The 22,069-nt window shown below is 29.9% G+C and carries 21 protein-coding genes and 1 pseudogene; 17 read left to right on the top strand and 5 right to left on the bottom strand.

Going from position 1 to position 22,069, the window contains the following annotated elements:
• Positions 1-28 precede the first annotated feature (28 nt).
• The gene (locus GXK56_RS03675; protein WP_008425046.1) at positions 29-196 is read left to right on the top strand and encodes a zinc-ribbon domain-containing protein; all 168 of its coding nucleotides are present in this window, start codon (positions 29-31) and stop codon (positions 194-196) included.
• Between the two features lie 158 nt (positions 197-354).
• Here the strand turns inward: GXK56_RS03675 and GXK56_RS03670 are convergent, their stop codons facing one another.
• From GXK56_RS03670 to GXK56_RS28040, 3 genes are all read right to left on the bottom strand, one after another.
• Positions 355-1,533, bottom strand: a complete 1,179-nt coding sequence (locus tag GXK56_RS03670) for a GGDEF domain-containing protein (RefSeq protein WP_202127820.1) — start codon at positions 1,531-1,533, stop codon at positions 355-357.
• Positions 1,534-1,644: 111 nt separating this feature from the next.
• Positions 1,645-2,112 carry a hypothetical protein gene (locus tag GXK56_RS28045; protein ID WP_243156003.1) on the bottom strand — a complete coding sequence of 156 codons (468 nt, stop codon included), beginning with the start codon at positions 2,110-2,112 and terminating at the stop codon, positions 1,645-1,647.
• 51 nt (positions 2,113-2,163) lie between these two features.
• On the bottom strand, positions 2,164-3,057 hold the full coding sequence (locus tag GXK56_RS28040; protein ID WP_243156002.1) for a PLP-dependent aminotransferase family protein: 894 nt from the start codon (positions 3,055-3,057) through the stop codon (positions 2,164-2,166).
• A 114-nt stretch (positions 3,058-3,171) separates the two neighbouring features.
• On the opposite strand from GXK56_RS28040, the gene lysA reads away from it, so the two are divergent.
• From lysA to GXK56_RS03630, 8 genes and pseudogenes are all read left to right on the top strand, one after another.
• Positions 3,172-4,425, top strand: a complete 1,254-nt coding sequence (gene lysA, locus GXK56_RS03660) for a diaminopimelate decarboxylase (RefSeq protein ID WP_160685176.1) — start codon at positions 3,172-3,174, stop codon at positions 4,423-4,425.
• Between the two features lie 15 nt (positions 4,426-4,440).
• Positions 4,441-5,337, top strand: a complete 897-nt coding sequence (locus tag GXK56_RS03655; protein ID WP_160685173.1) for a DMT family transporter — start codon at positions 4,441-4,443, stop codon at positions 5,335-5,337.
• Positions 5,338-5,856: 519 nt separating this feature from the next.
• A pseudogene (locus GXK56_RS03650) lies at positions 5,857-6,379 on the top strand (Rpn family recombination-promoting nuclease/putative transposase); the annotation flags it as partial.
• A gap of 291 nt (positions 6,380-6,670) precedes the next feature.
• Entirely contained in the window at positions 6,671-6,868 is a 198-nt protein-coding gene (locus tag GXK56_RS28035; RefSeq protein ID WP_243156001.1) for a hypothetical protein, read from the top strand.
• A gap of 27 nt (positions 6,869-6,895) precedes the next feature.
• The gene (locus GXK56_RS03645) at positions 6,896-7,351 is read left to right on the top strand and encodes a hypothetical protein (protein WP_243156000.1); all 456 of its coding nucleotides are present in this window, start codon (positions 6,896-6,898) and stop codon (positions 7,349-7,351) included.
• Between the two features lie 150 nt (positions 7,352-7,501).
• Positions 7,502-7,762: a hypothetical protein gene (locus GXK56_RS03640; protein WP_160685170.1), complete on the top strand. Its 261-nt coding sequence runs from the start codon at positions 7,502-7,504 to the stop codon at positions 7,760-7,762.
• Positions 7,750-8,058 (top strand): Type 1 glutamine amidotransferase-like domain-containing protein, encoded by a 309-nt coding sequence (locus GXK56_RS03635; protein ID WP_160685572.1) that lies wholly within the window; start codon positions 7,750-7,752, stop codon positions 8,056-8,058. Before GXK56_RS03640 ends, GXK56_RS03635 begins: the two co-directional genes overlap by 13 nt.
• Positions 8,059-8,372: 314 nt before the next feature.
• Positions 8,373-9,146, top strand: coding sequence for an endonuclease/exonuclease/phosphatase family protein (locus tag GXK56_RS03630; RefSeq protein WP_160685167.1), 774 nt, complete (start codon positions 8,373-8,375; stop codon positions 9,144-9,146).
• 445 nt (positions 9,147-9,591) lie between these two features.
• Here GXK56_RS03630 and GXK56_RS27950 read toward each other — a convergent pair whose 3' ends face one another.
• Both GXK56_RS27950 and GXK56_RS03625 read right to left on the bottom strand, forming a co-directional pair.
• Positions 9,592-9,777 carry a hypothetical protein gene (locus GXK56_RS27950; protein ID WP_207710255.1) on the bottom strand — a complete coding sequence of 62 codons (186 nt, stop codon included), beginning with the start codon at positions 9,775-9,777 and terminating at the stop codon, positions 9,592-9,594.
• 95 nt (positions 9,778-9,872) lie between these two features.
• Positions 9,873-10,082, bottom strand: coding sequence for a hypothetical protein (locus GXK56_RS03625; protein WP_160685164.1), 210 nt, complete (start codon positions 10,080-10,082; stop codon positions 9,873-9,875).
• 694 nt (positions 10,083-10,776) lie between these two features.
• Between GXK56_RS03625 and GXK56_RS03620 the strand changes: the two genes are divergently transcribed.
• The 8 genes from GXK56_RS03620 (at position 10,777) to purD (ending at position 22,015) form a co-directional block, all read left to right on the top strand.
• Positions 10,777-14,523 (top strand): phosphoribosylformylglycinamidine synthase, encoded by a 3,747-nt coding sequence (locus tag GXK56_RS03620; protein WP_160685161.1) that lies wholly within the window; start codon positions 10,777-10,779, stop codon positions 14,521-14,523.
• A 166-nt stretch (positions 14,524-14,689) separates the two neighbouring features.
• Positions 14,690-15,169 carry a 5-(carboxyamino)imidazole ribonucleotide mutase gene (gene purE / locus GXK56_RS03615; protein WP_160685158.1) on the top strand — a complete coding sequence of 160 codons (480 nt, stop codon included), beginning with the start codon at positions 14,690-14,692 and terminating at the stop codon, positions 15,167-15,169.
• Positions 15,169-15,876 (top strand): phosphoribosylaminoimidazolesuccinocarboxamide synthase, encoded by a 708-nt coding sequence (gene purC, locus GXK56_RS03610; RefSeq protein WP_160685155.1) that lies wholly within the window; start codon positions 15,169-15,171, stop codon positions 15,874-15,876. Before purE ends, purC begins: the two co-directional genes overlap by 1 nt.
• A 202-nt stretch (positions 15,877-16,078) precedes the next feature.
• Positions 16,079-17,497 (top strand): amidophosphoribosyltransferase, encoded by a 1,419-nt coding sequence (purF, locus tag GXK56_RS03605; RefSeq protein WP_160685152.1) that lies wholly within the window; start codon positions 16,079-16,081, stop codon positions 17,495-17,497.
• Positions 17,498-17,506: 9 nt separating this feature from the next.
• Complete coding sequence (gene purM / locus GXK56_RS03600) at positions 17,507-18,508, top strand: phosphoribosylformylglycinamidine cyclo-ligase (RefSeq protein ID WP_160685149.1); 1,002 nt, start codon at positions 17,507-17,509, stop codon at positions 18,506-18,508.
• Positions 18,496-19,104, top strand: a complete 609-nt coding sequence (purN, locus tag GXK56_RS03595) for a phosphoribosylglycinamide formyltransferase (RefSeq protein WP_160685146.1) — start codon at positions 18,496-18,498, stop codon at positions 19,102-19,104. Before purM ends, purN begins: the two co-directional genes overlap by 13 nt.
• Before the next feature lie 16 nt (positions 19,105-19,120).
• On the top strand, positions 19,121-20,626 hold the full coding sequence (gene purH / locus GXK56_RS03590; protein ID WP_160685143.1) for a bifunctional phosphoribosylaminoimidazolecarboxamide formyltransferase/IMP cyclohydrolase: 1,506 nt from the start codon (positions 19,121-19,123) through the stop codon (positions 20,624-20,626).
• Positions 20,627-20,764: 138 nt separating this feature from the next.
• Entirely contained in the window at positions 20,765-22,015 is a 1,251-nt protein-coding gene (purD, locus tag GXK56_RS03585) for a phosphoribosylamine--glycine ligase (RefSeq protein ID WP_160685140.1), read from the top strand.
• Positions 22,016-22,069 lie beyond the last annotated feature (54 nt).

Below are 22,069 nucleotides of genomic sequence, written 5' to 3'. Positions count from 1 at the left end.
TCTTTGGGAAAAAGGGAGGATTTATATTATGGAAGATAGAACTTTAGTATGTAAAGATTGTGGTAAGGAATTTGTTTTCACTGTTGGTGAACAAGAATTCTACAAAGAAAAAGGATTTGATAACGATCCAGTTAGATGTCCAGAATGTAGAAAAGCTAGAAAACAACAAAGAAACAACAGAAGCTTCGACAGATAGTAAATTACAAGGCTATGAGATATTCTCGTAGCCTTTTCTTTTTGTTCTTATAATATTTTAATTGAGATAAATAAAAATTATTTTTATATTGTATTTATAAGCTTTGCATTGTAAAAACAATATAATATTAGCTCATAATACTATCTAGAAAATACTTGTTATTCGCTATCTGACGCGATTACAACTTGATTTCGCCCTTGTTTTTTTGCTCTATAAAGGGCTGTATCTGCTGCTTTATAGGAAGTATCAAAGGAGGCTTCAAAATTGTTTTTTAATAATGAAATGCCTAAACTTGCACTTACCTGTATTTTGAATTCATCAACTAACAGTGTTTTATTTTGAATCGATAATCTAATATTTTCAGCCAATGAGTAAGCTTCTTTTATTGAAGTTTGAGAAAGAAATATAAGAAATTCTTCCCCTCCCCAGCGAGTTGCTAAATCAGTGGTTTTTATATGATCCCTTAGAATAAGGCTTATTTCTTTAAGTACAATATCACCTATTGGATGACCAAATTGATCATTTATCTGTTTATAATGATCTATATCTATTAAAATGAGTGCAGCTGATTCGTTATTTTTTTTGATTTCTTTCATTTTTTCTGCAACTTGAATTCCAAAACTTCGCCTATTTAAAAGCTCTGTCAAGGGATCGTGATTAGAAAAATAGGTTAGCTTAGAATTAGCTTCTTCTAAAAGCATGTTTTTGGCAATTTCTTTATAATGATGATTATAAATTGTTGTTGAAATTACAATAACTGCTAAAAAGAAAATGAAACCATTTATGCTATTTGAAATTAATAAATCAACATTATGTTGAAATTTTATTAGTCCATATAAATATGTTAGAAATGGAGCTGTGTATACAGCTAAATTTATTGGAAATCTAAACATTAAAATGGCACTAAATATAATAAGGTTGGCTATAAATACACTGCTTATATTACCAGATTTAAGTTGATCCAAACCATTTATTAGGGCAACTAGGCTCAAAAGTAAAACAGTTAAAGTGGGAATTAAATATTTATGGACGTTTTCCAATTTGCTGTCTTTATTTTTAGTAAAAGTTTGAATTAAGATAAGCCCAATAATACAAACAAAAAAAATAAGTAGATGTAAAATAAAGAATCTGTTATCATTCCAAACTATATTTATAGAAGTCTTTAATAAATAAGGTATGTCATTAAAAACTATAAATAGAAATTCAACTATTATAAATATGACAAGAAGTAATTTTATTCTTGTAAAATTAGTTTTGCTAATTTCATGGACAATAGTTGATTTTTGATCTTCTGTAAGATCATGATTTAGGCTGCTAAAAAAATTCAACTTATTCATAATGATTTTCTCCTTTGTAAGATGTGGTGTTTGTGTAGGAATTTCTATAGATTATTATTTGTAGTAACAGTTTACCACAAAATATAGTTTATTATTAGATTTATATTGTGTTTATTTAAACCAGCATTTACTTAAAGCCTTAATTGCATCTGTTATGTGTTCTATTTGTATTCCTGCAAAGCCTATAAAAATAACTGGGAGTAAATCTGGAGGAGGGGTTATCCAGTTAACAAGTGTTGGATTTACTTTAATACCAGCTTTCATTGCAGCATCTATTAATTCTTTTTCTTTTAGCTTTGTATGAACTTGTATTAATACATGAAGCCCTGAGTCAGCTCCAATAATAGTTACATTATTTCCTAGATGTTTCATAATAGAATATATTAACAATTCCTGCTTTTTCTTATATAGCACTTTTGATTTTCTTAGATGCTTGTCCCAATATCCATCTTTCATAAATAGTTCAAGGGTTTTCTGCATTAATCTAGGTACAGGTTGTTCATAGGTTTTATATTTCTCTTCATAAATATTCAGAAGAAATTTTGGAAGTACCAAATAACTTATTCTTAGGGAGGGCATAAGGGATTTTGAAAAGCTTCCTAAATAAACCACTCTATCAGTTTTATCAAGTCACTGTAAGGAAGGAATTGATTTTCCTTTATATCTAAATTCGCCATCATAATCATCTTCAATTATTATTCCATTGTTTTCATTAGCCCAATTAAGAAGTTTTAGTCTTTTGGAGATAGGCATTACCATTCCATAAGGATATTGGTGTGATGGAGTAACATATACTATTTTTGAATTACTTTTGCTTAAAGTCCCAATATCAATTCCGTCCTCAGTTAAATTAATAGGAGTTATATTAAAATTAAAATGTTTAAATACGTCTTTTGCACCTATGTAGCTTGGATTCTCAAAGGCTATACTTGAATGTAAATTTAATAAAATCAAACATAACAAATTCAAAGATTCTTGAGTTCCTGAAGAAATAAGTATTTGCTCTGGGGAACATCTAACGCCCCTAGAATGATGAATGTATTTGGTGATTTCATACCTTAAACCGTAATCACCTTTATGATCACCATATAAAAGCAATTCTTTAGAATATTCATCAACACATCTGGTTAAAGTTTTTCTAAATTGGGTATATGGAAAAGAAGATAAATCAATTTGTCCACTGCTAAAATCATATTTTATTGGAGGATAGGCTACTTGTAATTTTTTTTCTTCAAATGAACTAGGGGAAAAGTTTTTAAAATTGCTGAAGCTGCTCTCTATTTTTTCAACATACAAACCTGATCTATTTTTTGATTTTACATATCCTTCAGCTATTAATTGTTCATATGCTGCTTCTATTGTATTTTTACTTACTTTTAAATCTTTGCATAGATTTCTTATGGAGGGAAGCTTGCAGTCAGAAGGTATGTTTCCACATAGGATTTCATCTTTAATGTGTTTATAAATTTGCATATATAAAGGTTCTTTATTATCATTGTTTAAATTAAATACTATTTCTAACATTTTTTACCTCACAAGTTATCTGTCATTATAAAAATAAGTATAACTGTCACTGTATATAATGACAAATACTTTTTATAATAACTATAAGAAATAAATAAAAAGGAGTATATGGCTATGAGTAACAAATTTTGCAGTGTGACAGATAAGATGAATTTTTACAAAGGAAAAGAACCAACAGAGCTTGTTGATAAATATGGAAGTCCACTTTATGTATATAATGAAAGTATTCTAATGGAAAGATGCAGGGAAATGAAGAATCTTTTAAGTTATCCTAATTTTTCTGTAAGTTTTTCTGCAAAAGCAAATAGCAATCTTCGTTTGTTAGAAATTGTAAGGGAAGAAGGACTAAATGTAGATGCTATGTCTCCAGGGGAAATATATGTTCAGCTTAAGGCTGGTTTTAAACCAGAGCAAATTTTCTTCATAAGCAATAATGTATCAGCTGAAGAACTTAAATATGCAATAGAGATGGGAGTTGTTATAAGTGTTGATTCCATTTCACAACTAGAACTTTTTGGGAAGATAAATGAAGGTGGAAGAGTAGCTGTTAGGTTTAATCCGGGAGTAGGGACTGGGCATAATGAAAAAGTAGTTACAGCTGGAAAAAACACTAAGTTTGGAGTAGATTCAGAGTATATAAATGAAGTTAAGGAAATAGTTGAGAAATATAATTTAAAGCTTATTGGAATAAATCAGCATATTGGTTCACTTTTCATGAAAGGTGATACTTATTTAGAAAGTATAAAAGCTTTATTAACTATAGCTGAAAGTTTTGAAGAACTTGAATTTATAGATATGGGGGGAGGCTTTGGTATTCCATACGAAAAGCAAAAAGGTCAAAAACCACTTAATATAAAAGCTTTAGGAAAAGAAATTGATGCTATAATATATGAGTGGACTGAAAAACATGGAAGAAAAATTGAATTTAAAATAGAGCCAGGAAGATATATTCCAGCAGAATGTTCAGTACTACTCGGAACTGTTCATGCTGTTAAAACTAATTATGGAAGAAAGTATATAGGGACAGACTTAGGATTTAATGTACTTATAAGACCAACAATGTATGCTTCACATCACGATATTGAAATATACAAGAAAAATAATTCATTATCAGAGGAAAATGAAGAAGTAACAATTGTAGGTAACATATGTGAAAGTGGAGATATATTGGCTTACGATGTACTTCTTCCAAAGATAGAAGAAGGTGATATTTTAGGAGTATTAGATGCTGGGGCATATGGTTATGTTATGAGTTCTAACTACAACAATAGACTTAGACCAGCTGAAGTTCTTATAAAAGAAAGCGGAGAAATAAAAGTTATCAGGAGAAGAGATACTTTAGAAGATTTAATGAGAAATTATTTATAATAGGGAGATTTTAATATGATACATTCTTATATAGGAGAATTAGCAGCACTTGCCACGGCAATATGCTGGACTCTTTCTCCAATTGCATTTGAGTATTCGGGAAAAGAGGTTGGCTCTTTAAGTGTTAACTATATTAGGTTGATTATTGCATTTGTATTTATTGGAATATATACTCTTTTTACTAGAGGCATGTTTTTGCCAATGGATGCAACGGCTACTAATTGGATTTGGCTTTTGGTTTCTGGAATTATTGGATTTGTAATTGGAGACTTATTTTTGTTTGAAGCTTATGTCCTAATTGGAGCACGTTTATCCATGCTTATAATGGCAACTGTGCCTATATTGTCTGCTATAGCTGATTATATCATCGTAGGGCAAAAGCTTACAATTGTTGATGTAGTAGGAATGCTGGTTACTATATATGGTATAGCAATAGTTATTTTAGTGAAAAATTCTAACGAAAAAAGTGTAAAATTATCTAAACCTATAAAGGGCTTCTTTTATGCATTTATGGGAGCTTTAGGACAGGCTATGGGACTTATTTTTAGTAAAGTTGGAATGGGAAATTATGATGCTTTTGCCGCAACTCAAATTAGAACAATTGCAGGAATAATAGGGTTTTCTATTATAATTACATATTCAAATGCATGGGGAAAAGTATTTTCAGCGTGCAAAAAAGTTAAAGTGATGAAATATATTACTTTAGGTTCTTTCTTTGGACCTTTTTTAGGAGTGTCTTTTTCCTTATTAGCACTTCAATATACTGCAACAGGTATTGCTTCAACTATTATGTCAATTTCACGTATTATTATAATACCATTTTCTATAATTGTATTTCGTGAAGCTGTAACTAAAAAAGAAATAGTGGGAGCAGTTATTAGTATAGTAGGTGTTGGTATATTGTTTCTTTAGCGAAACATAATAAAATTATATAGAATGAACTAGCGTGGATATCATTATTGTTATGATAATGTGGTGCTAGTATAGTTTTATAGGAAAATAGGTTTATATTTATATTCATATCTATATATCTAGAAAAGTATTAATATAGGAATATATATTTCTATATATATAGATAACTTTATTTCTATAAAAAAATATATATAGATATCTATTTTTATAGAAATCTATGTTTATATTTATCTATAAAAATAGATAAATAGTTAAATATTTATAGTAAAATCAATGGGGTGAAGGCAATATCCTAATTTTAATTATGACTAAAAATCGTATAAATGTTGTTGTGAAACTGTAGTATAAAATATAAATTTATAGACTAGGATAAATAAGTGAGTAATATTTAAAATCATAAGTAATAATGATAAATGAGTACATTGGAACACAATGATTATTTAGTTATAATATTGTTAATAATTAATACAAAAGATAAAAATGTAAGGTAAGGATTAATAAATAAATAAGACTTTGAAAGAACTGAATCTTGAAGATTATAGAAAACTTGCAAAGAGTTACATTATATTTATTTGTACATTTGATTTGTTTGATAGAGGACGTCATAAATATACTTTTCAAAATGTATGCTTAGAAGATAATAGTTATAATATTAAATGATGAGGCTCAAAAAATAATATTAAATACAAAAGGATTTATGAAAGATTTAAGTGAAGAATTGTTAGAATTTCTTAGATATGTAGAAAGTTCAACAGAGGACACAGTAAAGAGTGCTAAAGGAAATCTTGTTAGAAATATACATAAAGTAGTACAGGAAGTTAAAAATGATGATTCTATGTAGGTGGAGTTTATGCACTTCTTAAAAGAGTGCGAAGCACAATTCGGAACTTATAAAATATTGGAAAGAGATAGAGAAAAAATTGAAGAAGGAATTCTTTTGACTAAAAAAGTTTTAAAGCTTTTCGCGGAAGGATATACAATAAGTCAAATAGCAAAAGAATGCGATATATCAGAATATCAAGTGAGAAAGATATTAGAGTAGTATTAGAATATTTAAGAAGTCCATAAAGCTTGCATTTAGAATGAACAATTATATATGAGTTGTATAAAAAATTACTGACATGGAAATTTGTCAGTAATTTTTTTGCTTAAATTTACGGCGACCTTGCTAAACAATACTAAAAGCTATTTGGAGATTATGCATCAATTGTAGATTTGACGTAGTAAGTAATAAAAAAGATGATCTTTGATAAATGAATAATATGATTTTACAATTTGTGTTATAATTAATTCGTAATGGTAAATTATTGTGTATAAGTAAATAAATTATAATTTGAATAGGAGAGGAATTTATGAATTTATGAATTATGAAGAAATAAAACCTAAACTAAATAATGTTTATTTTATCAACGGTACTGCCTATGCTGGAAAATCAACTATTGTACAGATGATATCAGATAGATTAGGTCTTTATTTTTGTGGTGAAAATTACAATCTTGATAAAGTTCTAGCAAAAGTAAAACCTAAATAATACCCTAATTTATGTTATTTTAAAACTATGAAGAGTTGGGCTGAATTTGTATCTCGAACACCGGAAGAATATGATGCTTGGATTACAGGTGGACAAATTGAAAGTACTCCCTTTGAAATTGAGGATTTAATAGAATTATCAAAAAATCAAAAGGTTATTGTTGATACTAATATTCCAGTAGATATTCTGCATAAAATATCAGATTATAATCACGTGGCTATCTTATTATCACCACAGAGTATGTCTGTAAATGAATTTTTTAATAGAAAAGACCCAGAAAAATTATTTATCCTTGACCAAATAATGAAGACAGAATATCCTGAGAGTACTTTAGAGAATTATAAAAAATGTATTGAAAAGGTAAATAGCTTAGAACATTATAATGAGTTTTTAAATAGCGGGTTTAAATGTTTCATTAGAAAAGAAAATAGCAATTTAGAGGATAGATATAATCAAATTATTAAGCACTTTAAATTAATATAGAAGGTTTCATTATATTAACCTATAAATTCCAATTTATCGTTAAGGTAATTCGTAATGTTCATAAGAGGTGTAACAATCGGAGTTTGTAATTGTTTAATCAATGTGTTACAAGTTGAACTATAAATTATTTATATTTTGTGAGGTGATAGTGTGCATTTAATATTAACTTCTCGTGATTTTCTAAACGATAATTCTAAAAATTGCATAATTAGTAATTTAAAGATGCCAGTAGAAAAGTGTAAAATTTTATTTGTTCCAAATGAAAAAGCAACGTGTGAAACAATACAGAGTGAAAAATATTATAATAGAGTTAAAATTCAAGGATTTCAAAGACAAAATATTTTTATATTTGATTATTATCATCCTGAAAATTATGTTAATTTAGATATTGATGCTATATATATAAGCTAGAACGACTGAAAAAATGCAGATTTGATAAAGCAATTATTAATTATGTAAATCGTGGAGTAACGTATATCGGTGGAAATGCAGGAACTCATATTATAACAAAAAATATTGAGCATGTTTTGCAATTTGATGATAATTCAACTGGAATAACAGATTTTAACGGACTTGGCTTGTTTGATGGCATTATATTTTGCCATTACACAGATGAAAGAAAAAAATACTATGAAAAGGCGGTATCAGAAGGCAAATACAAAGTATATACTTTAACTGACAATGATTCTATTGTTATAGATAATTAATACAATGGGATATGAGAATAATTTACATTAAATTTAATACACAGTCTTCTTATATCGTGTATGAATAATAATATTGTATTATTCAGAATGAATTTGGGATATTGCTTAGTCCCCCACTATAAGTTTAATATTGTGGCAGAATATCTCAACACCACTAGACCCCTACTAGACACGAAGTTTTCCCTAAATGAAATTTTGAGAATACACAAATTATAAAATATGTTACAGTTTATATATAGCGGTAAATTATGGAGAATAAATTAAAAACAATGCATAAACTGCAGATAGCATATATATAGAAAGAGAGAAAGTTAATGAGAATAATAACATACAACATATGGAATTCGGATAATTATTTCAAAATTAGATTAGAACAATTATGTAAAGTATTAATTAACTGTGATGCGGATATTATTGGATTTCAAGAAGTAAGAAATGAGGAAGTTGTAGATTATATAAAAAGTCAATGCAATTATAAATATTCATTGTGGAAGAAGTATTACGATGAAAACGAAGGTTTAGCGATACTTAGTAGATATCCAATCGTTTTTGCTGAAACAAATTGGGAAAGTGGAAGAAACGTTCATAATTCTTTTGCTCTAAGAGTGGCAGTAGATTATAATAATAAAAAAATTGGCATAACAAATTTACATTTAGATTATGAAAGTGTATTAAATAGGGAGATTGAAATAGTAGAAACCGAAAGAATGATAGAAAGTTATGAAAAGAGTGACTATGAAATATTATTAGGTGATTTAAATTCCGACTCTGAATCAAGTATTTACAGATATTTAACAGGTCAACAATCATTAAATAATCATGCTACAAACTGGAATGATTTATATAAGATATATGCGAGTAAAATTGGGATAAAGCCTAAAGCCACCTTAGATTTTTTCAATAATCCAAGATGGGATAATCAAAATGTAATTGAGATACCAGGAAGATTTGATTATATTATGCTTAAATCACCATACCCTAAAGAAAATCCTATATTAAATTCAGTTAATATTATTGGAGATATGAGAGAATTGCAAATAACTCCAAGTGACCATTATGGTGTTATGTGTGATATAGATTTTCTTTAATTTAATAGATTTAATTCTGAATATTCAAATTGTGTAGTAGCAGTAAGTATAAAAGCAGTAGTAAAAGTGAGATACTGATTTTTTTGTGTAGATTTAATGAAATAAATAAAAACTTGTTGTTTAAAATTGAGTAATAAAAAATTAATGGAGGATATTCATGTCCTAATGCTGATGTGGTGGGAGCATGTAGTTCTATAGATGGAAAGACATTAGAGAAGGTAACAGGACTAAGTTTTCAAGAGTGGAAATATAACTGGAAAAATAAACATGGTAATTAGGTAAGTTATTACAATATTTAAATTGTTACGTCATGTTCTTAAATTATGAATCACTAAATTAAATAGCAAATCGTAGAATCGTATTATTCAAATAGTGATTGAATTTGCGATTTTTTAATGCGCAATTCTAAAATACTACGAAAAAATTATTGTGGAAAAATAATATACTAATTTTCTTTTATAGATCTCAATATATTATATCCATCACTAGGAAAACCTCCATATCCACACCACCATTTAGGATAAATTATTGGAATTGCTGTACAAATAAATTGCCATATATGATAATATCCAGAAAAAGAGATTAATCTCTTAGGGATATTATTATGTATATTTCCGCTAATATATATCAAGGCGATTCCAATAATTAATGAAATAAATGGTCCGCTAGCAGAACAAATTATACTCTGAAATTTTGTAAATTTATTATTATTACATTTTACTTTCCCTAAAAAGGTTGAAATGTACCTATTTCAATACATAATCTATTAATATTAATCTTTTTTGTTTTCATATCAATATTACCCAAAGTTATTTTAACTTTATCTTTTGTAAATATTAGTGCCGGTATAGCATGTCCAAACTCGTGTGAAATTGTGGCAAGCTGGCCAAATATGCAAATAAAAAGAATGTTTAATAAAATATTAGTGATGTTCAAGTTAATCTCCTCCAAATACGTAATGATATTTTGCTCACTTTATATATTTTTAAGTAGTAAACATATGTTTTGATTATTCTAAAATTTTACGCCTTATTTACTTAAAAAAGTTTGAAATATGATGGTAGTATATTTCTTATTTGCAGCTATAGTTAACAAGTTATGAGTCGACTTTTGTGATATATTCTCTTACATAATTAAATATTTCAAGGCTTTTTCACTAAATTCACCTCATATATTTTAATTGATATATATTATGTTATAAAATACAATTTTTACAAGTTTATTATAACTGTATTACAAAAGAATGTATATAGAATTCGTATTATGAATCCGATTATGCTTTTAATCCATAAAAAGTATAACTGTAAATTTTTCATGTAACATAGATGTTATTAATTACTTCTATAATTAAATTAATCATAAATAGTTAATAAGTAAATTAAAGGTATTATACATTGCTTAGAGAGAGTAATAAGAGAAAATACGAATGATAAAGCAAAAAACAGAAATACAAATTCGGTAAAAAGTAAATTTAATCAAAAAATAACACAATATCCGTTGACAATGTACGTCTTTGATGATAACCTTAAAATATCGATACGAAAGTTAATTGGATGTTCCTAAAAAACATTCGCCATTACAAAGAAGTAGTGATTAAGCTAAATCTTATAATATTTTTGGAGGAATTAAGATGTTAGATATTAGAAGCGTATTCGTTGAAAAGAAAAAAGGATTTGATGTTGAAGCTCAAAGTTTATTAAATGATTTTAGAGATAACTTAGGAATAACAGATTTAGAAGAAGTAAGGCTTGTTAATAAATATGTTATTGCTGATATTTCAGAAGAATATTACAAAAAGGCTTTACATACAATTTTTTCTGAGGCAACAGTTGATGTAGTTTATGAAGAAGAACTACCAATGAATGAAGGAGAGACAGCATTCGGCGTAGAATTTTTACCGGGTCAATATGATCAAAGGGCAGATTCAGCTTCTGAGTGTTTAGCGTTATTAACAGCAGAAGATAAAGTTGAAATAAAATCAGCTAAAATAGTAGTGTTAAAAGGAAAACTTTCACAAAGTGATATTGAAAAAATTAAAAAGTATTATATAAATCCAGTCGATTCAAGGGAAGTAGATATAAATAGCAAAGATTTATCATCACTTTCACACATGCCTAAAGATGTCCAAATCTTAAATGGGTTTACCAATAAAAGTATAGATGAGATAAAAGAATTCCATAGTGAACAAGGTTTAGCTATGAGTATAGATGATCTTATTATGATTCAAGATTATTTTAAAGGTGAAGAAAGAGATCCAAGTATAACTGAAATTAAGGTTATAGATACATATTGGTCAGATCACTGCAGACATACAACTTTCTCAACAATATTAGAAGATGTTCAAATAGAAGATAATAAATATACAGCACCTATAAAAGCTAGCTATGATGCATATATAAAATCAAGAGAATATGTTTATGGAGAAAAAGAAAAGAGCAAAACTCTTATGGATATGGCGGTAATTGCTATGAAGGAGCTTAGAAAAAGAGGCAAACTTGAAGATTTAGATATATCTGAAGAAATAAATGCATGTTCAATTAATGTGAAAATTGAAACTGATAAAGGAATGGAAGATTACTTAGTAATGTTCAAAAACGAAACTCATAATCATCCAACAGAAATTGAACCTTTTGGTGGAGCGGCTACGTGCCTTGGTGGAGCAATAAGAGATCCATTATCAGGAAGAACTTATGTATATCAAGCAATGAGAGTTACAGGGGCAGCTGATCCAACAGTTCCAGTTGAAGACACTTTAGAAGGTAAGCTTCCTCAAAGAAAAATAGTACTTGGTGCAGCTCATGGATATAGTTCTTACGGAAACCAAATTGGTCTTGCAACAGGCCAAGTTGAAGAAGTATATCATCCAAACTATGCAGCTAAGAGAATGGAAATAGGAGCAGTTATAGCAGCAGCACCAAAGGAAAATGTTGTTAGAGAAGAACCAGCTTTAGGGGATGTAATAATCTTACTAGGTGGAAGAACTGGTAGAGATGGTGTTGGTGGAGCTACAGGATCGTCAAAAGAACATACAGTAGATTCAATAAATGAATGTGGAGCTGAAGTTCAAAAGGGTAATGCACCTACTGAAAGAAAACTTCAAAGATTATTTAGAAATGCTACAGTAGCAAAAATGATTAAGAGGTGTAATGACTTTGGTGCTGGTGGAGTTTCAGTAGCAATTGGAGAACTTTGCAGAGGATTAGATATAGATTTAGATAAGGTTACAAAGAAATATGATGGCTTAGATGGAACTGAACTTGCGGTTTCGGAATCTCAAGAAAGAATGGCGGTTGTAGTAACTAAAGAAAATGCAGAGGAATTTATAAGACTTTCAAATGAAGAAAACTTAGAAGCTACTTTAGTTGCACATGTTACTGATACAGATAGATTAAGATTATTCTGGAGAGGCAAAAACATTGTAGACTTAAAGAGAACTTTCTTAGATACAAATGGAGCTACTCAAAAAACCAATGTTACAGTTAAAGCACCTGGTGAATATCCATATACAGTAGCAGATATTGATGTTAAAGAAGAATGGATAAACAACTTAAAAAAATTAAATGTGGCTTCAAAGCAAGGTTTGTCTGAAAGATTTGATGCAACTATTGGTCATGGAACTGTGCTTATGCCATTTGGTGGTAAATATGCAAAAACTCCAGCAGAAGGTATGGCAGCTAAAATTCCAGTGCTTCATGGAGAAAGTTCAGATGCTACATTAATGACCTTTGGATTTAACCCTGAACTTGGTACTTGGAGTCCTTACCACATGGCTTACTATTCAGTAATTGAAAGTTTAACAAAGCTTGTTGCTATGGGTGGAGATTATAGAAAAGCAAGACTTACATTCCAAGAATATTTTGAAAAGTTAGGTACTGAAAGTAGTAGATGGGGAAAACCATTTGCAGCCTTACTTGGAGCTTATGAAGCACAAATGGCATTTGAAACAGCAGCAATAGGCGGTAAGGATTCAATGTCAGGAAGCTTTGGAGATATGGATGTACCACCAACACTTGCATCTTTTGCAGTAGGTGTTGAAAAAGCTAAACACATAATATCACCAGAATTTAAAGAAGTAGGATCAAATTTAGTTTTACTTTTAACTGAAAAGAAGGAAGATGGAACTATAAACATAGATAAGCTTAAGAAGAATTTTGAAGTACTTTATACATTAATACAATGTGGAAAAGTAATTTCAGCATCAGCTGTTAAATTTGGTGGCGTTTCTGAAGCACTTACAAAAATGGCACTTGGAAACAGAATTGGTGCAGAATTCGAAAACTTAACAAAAGAAGAATTATTTGCATTTAACTATGGAACAATAATCTTAGAAGTTAAAAATGATGTTAATGTAGAAGCTGAATTTAAGGATACTATGTACAAAGTAGTTGGTAAGACAATATCAAGTCCAGCTATAGTTTCTAAAGAATATGATTTGAACTTAGATATAGAAGCTTTAGAAAAAACATATGAAGAAAAATTAAAATCAGTATTTAAGATTAAGACTAAGGATGTAGAAGAAAAAGTAGAAACAGTATTATATGATAATAAATCAATACTTTCACCAAAGGTTAAAATAGCTAAGCCCAAAGTTGTAATTCCAGTATTCCCAGGAAACAACTGTGAATATGATTGTGCTAGAGCGTTTGAAAAAGAAGGTGCAGAAGTAACTCAAATAGTATTTAGAAATATTACTAAAGAAGCACTAAATGAATCAATAGAACGACTTGCAAATGAAATAAGCAAGGCTCAAATTCTTATGATTCCAGGAGGCTTCTCAGCTGGAGATGAACCAGATGGTTCAGGTAAGTTTATAGCTAATGCTCTTAGAAATGAAAAAATAAGTAATGCAGTTATGGAATTGCTTAAGAATAGAGATGGATTAGCACTTGGTATTTGTAACGGCTTCCAAGCTTTAATCAAATTAGGTTTAGTACCATATGGAGAAATAGTAGATATAAAAGAAGATATGGCAACATTAACTTACAACAATATTAACAGACATATGTCTTCAATTATAAGCACTAAGTTAGTTTCAAATAAATCACCATGGTTTAGCGAAGTAAACTTAGGAGATGTACATTCAGTTGCAATTTCTCATGGAGAAGGAAGATTTGTTGCTCCAGAAAGTTTAATTAAAGAATTAATTGCAAATGGTCAAGTGGCAACACAATACGTTGACTTTGATGGAAATGTATCATTAAATATGCCATTCAATCCAAATGGATCAATGTATGGAATTGAAGGTATAACAAGTCCTGATGGAAGAGTATTAGGTAAGATGGGTCATAGTGAAAGAATTGGAACAGATCTTTATAGAAATATTCCTGGAGACTTTGATCAAAAGATCTTTAAAGCAGGGGTTAATTACTTTAAGTAAGAATTAATAGCTGAGAGCTGAAAGTTCAAAGTAGCTAGAAGCTCTTGACTCTAATTATAGAAGAGTAAAATGCCAGAATATTAGAATATTAGAATATTAGAATATTAGAATATGCGCCCAAAATGCGGGCTTAGATATAATCTTATGAATAAATAGGAGGCGTAAAATGCAAGTAGCAATATTTTTTGGAAGTAAATCTGATACAGAAGTTATGAGAGGTGCTGCAAATGCTTTAAAAGAATTTGGAGTAGAATACAAGGCGTTCGTTCTTTCAGCTCATAGAGTACCAGAAAAATTAGAAGAAACATTAGAAGAAATTCAAGCACAAGGGTGTCAAGTAATAATAGCAGGAGCTGGTCTTGCAGCACATTTACCTGGTGTTATTGCATCAAAGACTATACTACCTGTAATAGGTGTTCCTGTTAAGGCAGCTATAGAAGGATTGGATGCACTATATTCAATAGTACAAATGCCAAAATCAATTCCAGTTGCAACTGTTGGAATTAACAACAGCTATAATGCAGGAATGTTAGCGGTTCAAATGTTATCAGTTAATAATGATGAATTAAAAAATAAATTAAAAGAATTTAGAATAAATATGAAGAAAAAATTTATTGAGGAAAATGCGGAAGGGGTAGAACTATAATGGAAAAATTAGAAATGATGTATGAAGGAAAAGCAAAGAAGATTTATGCAACAGATAAGGCTGATGAAGTAATTGTATATTACAAAGATGATGCAACAGCATTTAATGGAGAAAAGAAAGGTCAAATCGAAGATAAAGGTGTTATGAATAATGCTATAACTTCATTAATATTTGAACTATTAGAAAAAGAAGGAGTTAGAACTCACTTTATAGAAAAATTAAATGATAGGGAACAATTATGTAAGAAGGTTGAAATAGTACCACTTGAAGTAATAGTAAGAAATGTTGCAGCAGGCAGCATGGCTAAGAGATTAGGTCTTGAAGAAGGATTCCAATTAAAAACTACTGTATTTGAATTATCATACAAAGATGATTCATTAGGAGATCCATTAATAAATGATTATCATGCAGTTGGAATTGGAGCAACAACTTTTGAAGAATTAAAAGAAATCTATGCTATGACAGCAAAAATTAACGACGTATTAAAAGCTGTATTTAAAGAACAAAACATCAACTTAATCGACTTTAAGATTGAATTTGGTAGATTACCAGATGGAACTGTAGTTTTAGCTGATGAAATTTCACCAGATACTTGCAGATTCTGGGATGCAACTACAGGAGAAAAATTAGATAAGGACAGATTCAGAAGAGATTTAGGTAACGTTAAAGATGCTTATGTTGAAATCTTAAAGAGAATTTCTAAATAATAAATATAATTGGCAAAAAACAATTAATAAATATAATTCAAAGTTGAATTTGAGAGGAAAGATAAAATATCTAAAGGAAAAGTTCTATACCTATAAAAGAAGCAGCTATGCTGTAAAAGAGAACTTTTCCATTCTCATTTTATTTTTAAAGATTATATAATTGTTAGATGCAAACTGAAATAAAAGTGAAAGGATTGTGTAGATGAGTAATCCAAATTTTGAATTAATAATGGATCCAAGTAATGATAAATTTAAGGATGAGTGTGGAGTTTTTGGTGTTTATGCAAATAAACCTATCGATGTTGCATCAATGACTTACTATGGACTTTATGCACTTCAACATAGAGGTCAGGAAAGTGCTGGAATAGCAGTTGCAAATGGAGAAAAAATTGACATACATAAAGGATTAGGACTTATTACAGAAGCATTTAAGCCAGATGATTTAAGCAAGTTGCAAGGTCATATAGCTATAGGTCACGTTAGATATTCAACAGCTGGAGGTAAGGGTATAGAAAATGCTCAACCTATATTAGCTACATCAAAAATGGGACCAATTGCTATGGCTCATAATGGAACATTAGTAAATGCAGATGTTATAAAAGAATTGCTTGAGGATGGAGGACAAATTTTCCATACTACAACAGATTCAGAAGTAATTGCTTGTCTAATAGCTAGAAGTGCCAAAAAAGGTCTCGCAAAAGCTGTAGTTGACGCTATGTCAGCTGTTAGAGGTTCTTTTGCACTTACTATTATGTCAAAGGATAAATTAATTGGGGCTAGAGATCCACATGGTATTAGACCACTATGTTTGGGGAAAATTGAAGAAGGTTATATACTTGCTTCAGAAAGCTGCGCTTTAGATGCAATAGGTGCTGAACTTGTAAGAGATATTGAACCAGGGGAAATAGTTATAATAGATCAAGAAGGAATACAATCATATAGATATTCAGAAAACACTAAATGTCAAACTTGTGCCTTTGAATATATATATTTTGCTAGACCAGATTCAAGAATAGATGGTCTTGAAGTTCATACAACAAGAGTAAAAGCAGGGGAACAATTATTTAAGGAGCATCCATTAGATGCTGATTTAGTTATTGCTGTTCCAGATTCAGGAATACCAGCTGCTATAGGATATGCTAAGGCATCTGGAATACCTTTTGATACTGGATTTATCAAAAATAGATATGTAGGAAGAACCTTCATATCACCTTCTCAAGAAATAAGAGAAAGAGCAGTTGCAGTAAAATTAAATCCATTAAAGGTAAACTTAGAAGGAAAAAGAGTTATTCTTATAGATGATTCAATTGTTAGAGGAACTACCTCAAAGCATTTAATTGAATCACTAAGACGTGCAGGAGTAAAATCAGTTAATTTCTTAATAGCATCACCAGGGGTAAAATATCCATGTTATTTTGGTATAGATACTCCTTATAGAAGTGAGCTTGTTGCTGCTAATAACACTGTAGAAGAAATTAGAGATATGATTGGAGCAGACTATTTAGGATACTTAAGTGAAGAAGGTATTTATAAGAGTTGTGATAATAGAGAAGAATTTTGTATGGGATGCTTTAATGGAGTTTATCCAGTAGCAGCACCAGTAGAAGATCTTGAAAGGTAGGATTAATAGATGATTACTTACAAAGAAGCTGGAGTTAATATAGAAGAAGGTTACAGATCAGTTAAATTAATAAAGGAATATGCAGCTAGAACTATGAGTCAATATGTATTAAATGGACTTGGAAGTTTTGCTGGAATGGTTGAATTACCATCAGGATATGAAAAGCCAGTTTTAGTTTCTGGTACAGATGGAGTTGGAACTAAGCTTGAAATTGCATTTAAGAATAAAAAATATGATACAGTTGGAATTGATTGTGTAGCTATGTGTGTAAATGATATTTTATGTCATGGAGCTAAACCATTATTTTTCTTAGATTATATAGCTTGTGGAAAACTCGAAGCAGAAGTTGCATCTGACTTAGTTAAAGGGATATCAGATGGTTGTGTAGATTCTGACTGTGCTTTAATTGGTGGAGAAACTGCGGAAATGCCAGGTTTTTATTCTGATGGAGAATATGATATGGCTGGATTTGCAGTAGGTATTGCTGATAAAGATAAGATTATCAATGGTAGCAATATTAAAGAAGGAGATAAATTAATAGGAATTGCTTCTTCAGGAGTTCATTCTAATGGTTATTCCTTAATAAGAAAGATCTTCCCAGATTTAAATGAAGAATTTAACGGTGAAGAAGTATGGAAAACATTAATTACTCCAACTAAGATTTACGTTAAGCCTGTTCTTAAATTGTTAGAAAGCTATGAAATTAAAGGAATGGCTCATGTTACTGGTGGAGGCTTTATTGAAAATGTTCCAAGAATGTTTAATGGTGGAGAATTTACAGCTGTAATAAATAAAGATTCATATCCACTTCCACCTATATTTGAAAGAATTATTGAAAAAGGTGTGGATAAAGATCACATGTATAATACTTTCAATATGGGAATCGGCTTTGTGCTTGCTGTTAACGAAAAAGATGTAGCACCTATTATTAAAGAATTAATTGAAATGGGTGAAAAAGCTTATGAAATAGGTTATGTTACATCTGGAGGTGAAGGTATTTGTTTAAAATAGCAGTTCTTGTTTCAGGGGGAGGAACAGACCTTCAATCTATAATAGATTCAGTAGAAAGTAAAAAATTAGATGTAAAAATAGAAATGGTTATTGGAAGCCGTGATAATATTTATGCTTTGGAGAGAGCGAAAAAACATAATATAGATACTTTTGTTGTCAGTAGGAAAGAATATGGGGAAGAATCCTCTAACAAGATCTTGGAATTAACTAAGGGGAAGGTTGATTTAATAGTTCTTGCAGGATTTTTAGCAATTTTAGATGGAGATATATTAAAAGAATTTGATAATAAAATAATAAATATTCATCCATCTTTAATTCCTTCTTTTTGTGGACCTGGAATGTACGGACTTAAGGTTCATGAAGCTGTAATAAAAAGTGGAGTGAAATTTTCAGGATGCACAGTGCATTTTGTAAATTCAGAGGTTGATGGAGGAGCAATTCTTCTTCAAGATGCTGTACCAGTTTATTTTGAAGATGATGCAGAAACTCTTCAAAATAGAATATTAGAAAAAGAACATATAATATTGCCAGAAGCAATTAAGCTTATAAGTGAAGGCAGAGTTGAATTTGTTAACGGAAAAGCGAGAATCAGTTAAAGAAAGTGGGGTTTTTATGAAAAAGAGAGCTTTAATAAGTGTATTTGATAAAGATGGAGTTTTAGATTTCGCTAAGTTTTTAGTATCTAAGGATGTTGAAATTGTATCAACAGGTGGAACTTATAAATATTTAAAAGAAAATGGATTAGATGTAATTGAAATAAATGAAGTTACTAATTTTCCAGAAATGTTAGATGGTAGAGTTAAGACTCTTCATCCATTAGTTCATGCTGGAATACTTGCAATAAGAGATAATGAAGAGCATATGAATACATTAAAAGGAAGAGATATTCACACAATAGATTATGTTGTAGTAAATCTTTATCCATTCTTTGAAAAAGTTAAAGAAGACCTAGAATTTGAAGAAAAAGTTGAATTTATAGATATTGGCGGGCCTACAATGCTTAGAGCTGCAGCTAAGAACTTCCAAGACGTTGTGGTAATTTCTGATAAGAATGATTATAATGTTGTTATAGAAGAAATTCAAGCAAATGGAGAAGCATCATTAAAGACTAAAAAGAGATTAGCTGGTAAAGTATTTAACCTTATGAGTGCTTATGATGGAGCTATTTCAAACTTCTTATTAGGAGATGAAGAAGAATATCCAGAATATCTCTCAGTTTCATATAAGAAAATGCAAGGGCTAAGATATGGTGAAAATTCACATCAAAGTGCTGCTGTTTATTCTTCAACAATGCTTGATGGAGCTATGAATACTTTTGAAGTATTAAATGGTAAAGAATTATCTTATAATAACTTTAAAGATTGCGATATAGCTTGGAAATGTGCTAATGAATTTGATGAACCAGCTTGTTGTGCTTTAAAGCATAATACACCATGTGGTGTTGCTGTTGGAAAAGATTCTTATGAAGCTTATATGAAGGCCTATGAAGTAGATCCAACTTCAATCTTTGGTGGAATCATTGGATTTAACAGAAAAGTAGATAAGAAGACGGCAGAAGAAATGGTTAAAATCTTCTTAGAAGTTATTGCAGCTCCAGATTATGATGAAGATGCATTAGAAGTATTAAAGACTAAGAAAAACTTAAGAGTTCTTAAATTTAAAAATACACCAAAAGCTGATAAATACATGGTTACAGTTGATGGTGCAATGCTAGTTCAAGAAGAAGATAATAAGCTAATAGAAGAAATTAAAGTAGTAACTGAAAAGAAACCAACTGATGAAGAAATGAAAGATTTATTATTTGGTATGAAAGTAGTTAAATATGTTAAGTCAAATGCTATTGTTGTTGCTCACAATGGAATAGCTCTAGGAATTGGTGGTGGCCAAGTTAACAGAATATGGCCGACAGAAGATGCTTTAAAGAGAGGAAAAGGAGCTACAATTCTTGCCTCAGATGCTTTCTTCCCATTCAGAGATGTAGTTGATGAAGCAGCTAAATATGGAATTAAAGCAATAATACAACCAGGTGGATCATTAAATGATCAACAATCAATAGATGCTTGTAATGAACATGGAATAGCAATGGTTCTTACGGGATATAGACACTTTAAGCACTAAAATCAACTGGTAATTTAGGATGTACAATTGAGAATTAGGGAATAAGGCACATAGGGAAAGTTTTCTTTGAGTTTTAACCTTGGTTCTCATTTCTTAATTATAGATTGTGAATTCAATATTTTTTTGGAGGTATATTTTATGAAACTTCTTTTAATTGGATCAGGCGGTAGAGAACATGCTTTAGCATGGAAATTAGCTAAAAGCCCAAAGGTAGAAAAAATATTTGTTGCACCAGGTAATGGTGGAACTGCAATTGAAAACAAATGTGAAAATATCAATATAACTGATATTGATGAGCTAGTTAAATTTGCTCAAAAAGAAATAATTGATTTAACTATAGTTGGACCAGAAGATCCATTAACAAAAGGCATAGTAAATAAATTCAAAAAAGAAGGTTTGAAAATTTTTGGACCAGCTGAGACAGCAGCACAGCTTGAAGGTAGTAAAAGCTTCTCAAAAGAATTTATGAAAAAGTATGGAGTTAAAACAGCTGAATATGAAACATTTATTGATGTAGAAGAAGCTCTTAAGTACTTAGAAACTTGTCCATATCCAACCGTTGTTAAAGCTGATGGACTGGCAGCAGGAAAAGGGGTTGCTATTTGTGAAAATAAGGAAGAAGCTGTAGCAGCAGTAAAATCATACATGGTAGAAGATATCTTTAATGGTGCGGGACAAAAAATAGTAATTGAAGAATTTCTTGAAGGTGTTGAAGCTTCAATTCTTTCTATTACAGATGGAAAAACAATAATTCCATTTATATCAGGTAAAGATCATAAGCAGATATTTGATGGTGGAAAAGGCCCTAATACAGGTGGAATGGGAGTTATGGCTCCCAATCCCTATGTGACTGATGAAGTGATGAAGGATTTTGAAGACAATATTATGGCTAAAACTTTAACTGGTATTCGTGAAGAAGGTTTTGATTATAAAGGAATTATATTCTTTGGAATCATGATAACTAAAAAAGGAACATATCTTTTAGAATACAACGTTAGAATGGGTGATCCTGAAACTCAATCAGTCCTTTACTTAATGGAAAGTGATTTAGTTGAAGTTATTGAAGCAGCACTTCGAGAAGAATTGTATAAAACTACCATTGAGTGGAATGACGGAGTTTGCATAAATGTAGTTTTAGCTTCAGGAGGTTATCCAGGAGACTTTAAAAAGGGCTATGAAATAGCAATAGATGAAAAAGTAAGAGATAAGGTATTTTTAGCTGGAGCTAAAGCAGAGAATGGAGTTTTAAAGACAAATGGTGGTAGAGTATTATCAGTTATTGGTGTTGGAGAAACTGTAGAAGAAGCTAGAAGTGATGCTTATGAAAACATAAAATATGTTACTTTTGAAGGTGCTTATTGCAGAACCGATATTGGAACACATAAATAAATATTTTACAAGATATTTTTATATAGTAGATTTTATGTTTATTAATCCTCATAA

Origin of the sequence: Clostridium sp. C2-6-12 (assembly GCF_009928485.1) — a bacterium.
Classification (GTDB): Bacteria; Bacillota; Clostridia; order Clostridiales; family Clostridiaceae; genus Clostridium.
This window is presented reverse-complemented; position numbering and strand designations above follow the sequence as displayed.